At 71.7% G+C, this 7,319-nt stretch carries 5 protein-coding genes; 4 read left to right on the forward strand and 1 reads right to left on the reverse strand.

Features of this window, described 5'->3' with window-relative positions:
* Positions 1-15 precede the first annotated feature (15 nt).
* Together AOQ53_RS04560 and AOQ53_RS04565 are read left to right on the forward strand one after the other, a co-directional pair.
* Positions 16-1,665: a M4 family metallopeptidase gene (locus tag AOQ53_RS04560; protein ID WP_059415190.1), complete on the forward strand. Its 1,650-nt coding sequence runs from the start codon at positions 16-18 to the stop codon at positions 1,663-1,665.
* Positions 1,666-1,733: 68 nt separating this feature from the next.
* Positions 1,734-2,255 (forward strand): DUF1990 domain-containing protein, encoded by a 522-nt coding sequence (locus AOQ53_RS04565; protein ID WP_059415187.1) that lies wholly within the window; start codon positions 1,734-1,736, stop codon positions 2,253-2,255.
* Between the two features lie 73 nt (positions 2,256-2,328).
* Here the strand turns inward: AOQ53_RS04565 and AOQ53_RS04570 are convergent, their stop codons facing one another.
* The gene (locus AOQ53_RS04570) at positions 2,329-4,947 is read right to left on the reverse strand and encodes a glycosyltransferase family 1 protein (protein WP_059415188.1); all 2,619 of its coding nucleotides are present in this window, start codon (positions 4,945-4,947) and stop codon (positions 2,329-2,331) included.
* Positions 4,948-5,235: 288 nt separating this feature from the next.
* Here AOQ53_RS04570 and AOQ53_RS04575 point away from each other — a divergent pair, with 288 nt between their 5' ends.
* Together AOQ53_RS04575 and AOQ53_RS04580 are read left to right on the forward strand one after the other, a co-directional pair.
* Positions 5,236-6,438: a S8 family peptidase gene (locus AOQ53_RS04575; protein ID WP_059415189.1), complete on the forward strand. Its 1,203-nt coding sequence runs from the start codon at positions 5,236-5,238 to the stop codon at positions 6,436-6,438.
* A gap of 215 nt (positions 6,439-6,653) precedes the next feature.
* Positions 6,654-7,319 (forward strand): maltotransferase domain-containing protein (locus tag AOQ53_RS04580; protein ID WP_148640286.1); only part of this gene is annotated, 666 nt, incomplete at its 3' end.

A 7,319-nucleotide genomic window follows, 5' to 3' on the forward strand; every position in this document is an offset into this window, starting at 1 on the left:
CTAGGAGCTCGTGTGATCACCCCTCTCTACGCGCGTCACAAGCGCACCACGCTGGCCATCGCCACCGCCGTCGCGGCCGGCGCCCTGCTCACCACCGGTCTGACCTCCGGCAGCAGCGTCGCCGCCGACTCCTCCGCCGCCGGCAAGCCGGCCCTGGCGGCCGCACCGCTCCTGCTGACCGCGCCCGCCCGCGCCGCCCTCATCAAGGAGCAGCAGGCGGACGCCACCGGGACCGCCGACGAGATAGGCCTCGGCGAACAGGAGAAGCTGGTCGTCAGGGACGTCGTGAAGGACGCCGACGGCACGGTCCACACCCGCTACGAGCGCACCTACGCGGGCCTGCCGGTCCTCGGCGGCGACCTCGTCGTGCACGAGTCGGAGTCCGGGGAGACCAAGGGCGTCACCAGAGCGACGAAGGCCGCCCTCGAGGTCGCCTCGCTCAAGCCGGCGGTCACCGCCACCAAGGCCGAGAAGCAGGCCGTGACGCTCGCCAAGGCGGCCGGCTCTGAGAAGACCGAGGCGAACTCCACGCCCCGCAAGGTGATCTGGGCGGCCGACGGCAAGCCCACCCTCGCCTACGAGACGGTCGTCGGCGGCCTCCAGGAGGACGGCACCCCGAACGAGCTGCACGTCATCACCGACGCCGCCACCGGCAAGAAGCTCTACGAGTACCAGGGCATCGAGACCGGCACGGGCAACACCACCTACAGCGGCAAGGTCACCCTCGGCACCACGAAGTCCGGGTCGTCGTACACCCTGTCGGACGGCACGCGCGGCGGCAACAAGACGTACAACCTGGGCCGCGGCACCTCCGGCACCGGCACCCTCTTCTCCGGCTCCGACGACATCTGGGGCAACGGCAACCCCTCCAACCTGGAGACCGCCGCCGCCGACGCCCACTACGGCGCCCAGGTGACCTGGGACTTCTACAAGAACACCTTCGGCCGCAACGGCATCCGCAACGACGGCAAGGCCGCCTACTCGCGCGTTCACTACGGCAACAACTTCAACAACGCCTTCTGGTCGGACAGCTGCTTCTGCATGACCTACGGCGACGGCGCGGGCAACGCCAAACCGCTGACCTCGCTCGACGTGGCCGCCCACGAGATGAGCCACGGCCTGACGTCGGCCACGGCGCGCCTCAACTACAGCGGCGAGTCCGGCGGCCTGAACGAGGCGACCAGCGACATCTTCGCCGCGGGCGCGGAGTTCTACGCGAACAACCCCTCCGACGTCGGCGACTACCTCATCGGCGAGAAAATCGACATCAACGGCGACGGCACCCCGCTGCGCTACATGGACAAGCCCAGCAAGGACGGCGACTCCGCCGACGCCTGGTCCGCCGGCCTCGGCAGCCTGGACGTCCACTACTCCTCGGGCCCCGCCAACCACTTCTTCTACCTGCTGTCCGAGGGCAGCGGCACGAAGACCATCAACGGCGTGACCTACAACTCGCCCACCTCCAACGGCTCCACGGTCACCGGCATCGGCCGCACCAAGGCGCTCCAGATCTGGTACAAGGCGCTGACGACGTACATGACGTCGACGACCAAGTACGCGGGCGCCCGCACGGCGACCCTGAACGCGGCCTCGGCGCTGTACGGCGCGAGCAGCGCCGAGTACAAGGCGGTCGCGGCCGCCTGGTCCGCCGTCAACGTGGGCTGACCGAAGCGCGACCGAGGGCGGTACCCGGAGGGAAGGCACGTCCGGGTACCGCCCTACTCTTGGTGACCATGTCTTCGGAGGACTTCACCTACGCCGATGTCGGCGCCACCCGTGACCAGGGCTTCTGCCCGCCGGGCTTCCATCCCATGAACGTGCGCACCCGCCTCGGGGAAGGCGAGGAGGTCTTCCACCGCGCCTCGGAGGCGGTACTCACCTGGAAGATGCACCGGGCCCTGGGCGTCGGCATCGACGCCGGCGCGGACCGGGCCGCCCCCGGCGTCGACGTCACCGTCACCCTCGCCGGGATGATCAAGGCCCCCTGCCGTGTGGTGTGGACGGTCGAGGAACCCCGCCGCGCCGGCTGGGCCTACGGCACGTTGCCCGGCCACCCGGAGTGCGGCGAGGAGTCCTTCGTGGTCGACCGCACGGGCGACGGCACGGTCTGGCTGACCGTGAACGCCTTCAGCCGCGGCGCCAAGTGGTACGCGAGGGCCGGTGGCCCGGCGACCAGGGGATTCCAGCACGCGTACGCACGCAGGTGCGGCACCGTCCTACGGAACCTGGCAACGCAGGGTGGTGCGGATACCTAGGGGCGGGGGGCTGTATCGATTTACGGTTCCGCCGCGTGGGCGCGACCAGCCCCCACGCACCCGCAGACGAAACTCAACGCATCAACAAACCCGCAGCCTCCACCAACTCCTCGGACGGCCCGGCCACAAGCCCCAACTCCGCACTGGAGGCCAACAGCCGGTGAGCCGGCAAGATCCGCACCGTATACCCAAAAGGCCCGGTGCGATCCAGGGACAAGGGCCCTTCATACACCCAGCGCCCGTCCTGGTCGGGAGACCCCACCGGCTTCAGAGGAACAACCGTCGCGTCACCGATCCGGTCCTCCTCGTCCACCCGCCCCGACACCACCTGCACCTCGACGTCATCGGGCCCGAGCGCACCGAGCCCCACCCGCACCCGCAACCCCAGCGTCGTACCGAGCTCCGCCAGCGCCGCCGACGCCGACGTCTCCACATGGTCGACGGTGACGCCCGGCCACGCCGCCCGCACCCGGCCCTTCCACTCGGCGAGCTCCCGCGCCGCGTCCGGAACCATGGACCGGTGGGCGAGCGCCGCCGGCGAGTAGAGCCGCTCGACGTACTCGCGGACCATCCGCCCGGCCAGCACCTTCGGCCCGAGCAGGCTCAGCGTCTGGCGGACCATCTCGATCCACCGGTCGGGCAGTCCGCTCTGCCCACGCTCGTAGAAGCGGGGCGTCACCCGCTGCTCCAGCAGGTCGTACAGCGCCGCGGCCTCTATGTCGTCGCGGTGGTCCGGGTCGGTCCCCACACCGTCGGCCGTGGGGATGGCCCAGCCGAAGTCCGGCTGGAACCACTCGTCCCACCAGCCGTCCAGGACGGACAGATTGAGACAGCCGTTGAGCGCCGCCTTCATCCCGGACGTACCGCAGGCCTCCAGCGGGCGAAGAGGGTTGTTCAGCCAGATGTCGCACCCCGGGTACAGCTTCTGCGCCATCCCCATGCCGTAGTCCGGCAGGAACACGATCCGGTGCCGCACCCGCGGATCGTCCGCGAACCGCACCAGCTCCTGCACCAGCCGCTTCCCGCCGTCGTCCGCGGGGTGCGCCTTGCCCGCCACGACGATCTGGATCGGCCGCTCGGGATGCAGCAGCAGGTCCATCAGCCGGTCGCGGTCGCGCAGCATCAGCGTCAGTCGCTTGTACGACGGGACGCGCCGCGCGAAGCCGATGGTGAGGACGTCCGGGTCGAGCACGCCGTCGATCCAGCCCAGCTCGGCCGTGCCGGCCCCGCGCTGCCGCCAGGAGGCCCGCAGCCGCTCCCGCACCTCCGTCACGAGCTGCTCGCGCAGCCCCCGCCGCAGTTCCCAGATCTCCTGGTCGGGGATGTCCGCCACCGCGTCCCAGCGGTCCGAGCCGCCGACGGTCAGCGCGTCCTCGGCGCGGTGGACGCCGATCTGCCGGGCGCCGAGCCGGAACACCTCCGGGGCGACCCAGGTGGGCGCGTGCACACCGTTCGTCACGGAGGTGATCGGTACCTCGTCGGCGTCGAACCCGGGCCACAAGCCGGAGAACATCTCACGGCTGACGTTGCCGTGCAGCAGGGAGACGCCGTTGGCTCGCTGGGCGAGGCGCAGGCCCATCACGGCCATGTTGAACAGGTTGGGCTCCCCGCCGGGGTAGGTCTCCATGCCGAGCCTGAGGACGCGCTCGACGTCGATGCGGGGCAGCTCGGCGTCGGGGCCGAAGTGGCGGGCGACCAGTTCGCGGTCGAAGCGGTCGATGCCGGCCGGGACGGGGGTGTGGGTGGTGAAGACGGTCCCGGCGCGGACCGCCTCCAGCGCCGAGTCGAAGTCCAGGCCCTCGGCGCAGAGCTCGGCGATCCGCTCCAGGCCGAGGAACCCGGCGTGTCCCTCGTTCGTGTGGAACACCTCCGGCTCGGGGTGCCCGGTCAGCCGGCAGTACGTGCGCACCGCCCGGACCCCTCCTATGCCGAGCAGCATCTCCTGGAGCAGCCGGTGCTCGCTGCCGCCGCCGTAGAGCCGGTCGGTCACGCCGCGCTCGCCGAGGTCGTTCTCCTCGACGTCCGAGTCCAGCATCAGCAGCGGGACCCGGCCGACCTGCGCCAGCCAGATCCGGGCGTGCAGCCGCTTGCCGCCGGGCAGGGCGAGGGCGACCTGGGCGGGGGTGCCATCGGCCTCCTCCAGGAGGACCACGGGGAGCTCGTTGGGGTCGAGCACGGGGTAGTGCTCCTGCTGCCAGCCGTCCCGGGACAGGGTCTGGCGGAAGTAGCCGTGCCGGTAGAGCAGCCCGACGCCGATCAGCGGGACGCCGAGGTCACTGGCCGCCTTCAGGTGGTCACCGGCCAGGATGCCGAGGCCGCCGGAGTACTGCGGCAGGGCGGCCGTGATGCCGAACTCGGGTGAGAAGTAGGCGATCGCGGCGGGGAGTTCGTCGGGCTGGGCCTGGTACCAGCGGTCGCCGGTCATGTAGTCGTTCAGATCGCCCGCGACCGCGGCGAGGCGGCGCAGGAAGCGGCGGTCTCCGGCCAGGTCCGCGAGCCGCGCGGGCGGCACGCTGCCCAGCAGCCGGACCGGGTCGCCGCCCGAGGCGGCCCAGCGCTCGGGGGCGACGGACTGGAACAGGTCACGGGTCTCCGCGTGCCACGACCAGCGCAGATTGCGGGCCAGATCACTGAGCGGCCGGAGGGGCTCGGGGAGAACGGGTCGGACGGTGAATCGACGGATCGCCTTCACTGGTTCCACCTCGGCGCGTTCGCAGGATGACGCAGGGTTCTGACACAGGGCTTCATCGACGTCACCTACGACAGTACCGGCGTCGGTGCCGCCGCCGGTGAAGCTCCGCCACCCAATCCCCGATCGTCCGGAACCGCCCCATCCGCGGATATGGCCGATTCCGCCCCATAGGCGTCCTTGTGGCGCTTCGCACGCCACGAGAGGCTGCCTCTGGCGTACCGGCCCGCACCTGCCGTACGCGGTGCCGCGCGGCAGCCGTACGCCGAGTCGAGGAGGGGAACTCGGAGCATGGCACGGACGCGCGCACGGCGTCTGCGCTGGACGGGGGGCCTGGCGGCGGCGATCTGTGCCGCGGCGTTTTCGGCCATCACCCTGCCCGCGCACGCCGTACCGGAGGGGCGGATACTCGGCGCCGGACAACCCGGCTCCGTGCACGGAAGTTACGTGGTGACACTGAAGGAGGGCACATGGGCTGAGTCGGCGGCCGGAAAGGCCCTCGCCGAGAAGTACGGGGTGAACATCAGCCACATCTACGGCACCGTCCTGAACGGCTACGCGATCAGGACCGACGTAAGACGGGCCGGGCGGCTCGCCGCCGACCCCCGGGTCGCCTCGGTCGTCCAGGACACCCGCGTCCGGCTGGACCGCACCCAGCACGAGCCGCCCTCCTGGGGGCTGGACCGCGTCGACCAGCCGAGTCTGCCGCTGGACCGGAGCTACACCTGGCCCGATTCGGCGGGCGCCGGGGTGACCGTGTACGTGATCGACACCGGCGTCCGGACCACGCACCAGGACTTCGACGGCCGGGCGGGCCACGGCTGGGACTTCGTCGGGAACGACAAGGTCGCGTCGGACGCCAACGGCCACGGCACGCACGTCGCCGGCACGGTCGCGGGGAAGACCCACGGTGTCGCCAAGAAGGCCCGCGTCGTCTCCGTACGCGTCCTCGACGCCGCGGGGGCGGGCACCACGGCCCGGGTGATCGCCGGGATCGACTGGGTGACCCGGCACGCGAAGAAGCCCGCCGTCGCCAACCTGAGCCTGGGCGGCCCGCGCAACGACCGGCTGGACGCCGCCGTCCGCGCCTCCATCGCCTCCGGCGTCACCTACACGGTCGCCGCGGGCAACCACGGCAGGCCCGCGGGCCTGTACTCCCCGGGCGGCGTCAAGGAGGCGATCACGGTCGGCGCGACCGACCGGAGGGATGCGAAACCGGCCTTCTCCAATCACGGTCCGGCCCTCGATCTCTTCGCTCCGGGCGTGCACGTCACCTCCGCGTCCGCCGCGAGCGACACGGCGCTGGCCGCGTTCTCGGGTACCTCGATGGCGGCGCCGCATGCCGCGGGCGCCGCCGCGCTGTATCTGGCCGACCACCCGAGGGCGGCTCCGGCCCAGGTCGGGAGGGCCCTGAGCACGGGAGCGGCGACCGGGAAGATCTCCGGACGGGGCCCCGGTTCGCCGGACAAGTTACTGCGGGTGCCGCACGCCTAGGGCGAAGGAGCAGCCACGCGAAGGGGCCGGCCTCGTCCGTCGCGGACGAGGCCGGTCTTGTGTGTCGACATACGCGTGAGTAGTTAACAAAGTGCCGGATTGCTCACCCGAATAGGGTGGGAAGGCTCCTCCGGGTACCCCTCTCAGGAGCACCATGCAGGACCCACCTCCCCACAGACATCCGCCCACCCACGTTGACGCGGACAGGAGCGGTCATGCCCGCCAAGCACCATTCGTCACCATCCCCCACCCGCCGCACCGGGGCGCGCGCGCCCGGCGGCGAGCCACGTCCCGCGCGCCCGGCCGACGCCGGTCCGCAAGTCCCGGAACCACTCCCCGTGGGCGAGGCGACCGCCGTCGGGCGCATACCCGTTCTCGATGTCCGCCCGGTCGTCCAGCGCGGGCGCCGGCCGGCCAAGGCCGTGACCGGTGAGACCTTCGAGATCTCGGCGACCGTGTTCCGGGAGGGGCACGACGCGGTCGCGGCCAATGTCGTCCTGAAGGATCCCGGGGGCCGCCCAGGCCCGTGGACACCGATGCGGGAGCTGGCCCCCGGGACGGACCGGTGGGGCGCCGAGGTCACGGCCGGCGAGCCCGGCCTGTGGACGTTCACGGTGGAGGCGTGGGGCGATCCGGTCAGCACCTGGCGCCATCACGCGCAGATCAAGATCCCGGCTGGCATGGACACGGACGTCGTCCTGGAGGAGGGCGCGCGCCTGTACGAGAGGGCGGCCGCCGGTGTGCCCGAGGAGGGGGGCCGACGTGCCGTGATCCTCGCGGCCGTCGCATCCCTGCGGGACGAGAACCGCCCGGCGGCGGCGCGGCTTGCGGCGGCGCTGACGCCTCAGGTGGACGAGGTCCTGGCCCGGCATCCGCTGCGG

The sequence above is a fragment of the Streptomyces azureus genome (genome assembly GCF_001270025.1).
Lineage (GTDB): Bacteria > Actinomycetota > Actinomycetes > Streptomycetales > Streptomycetaceae > Streptomyces > Streptomyces azureus.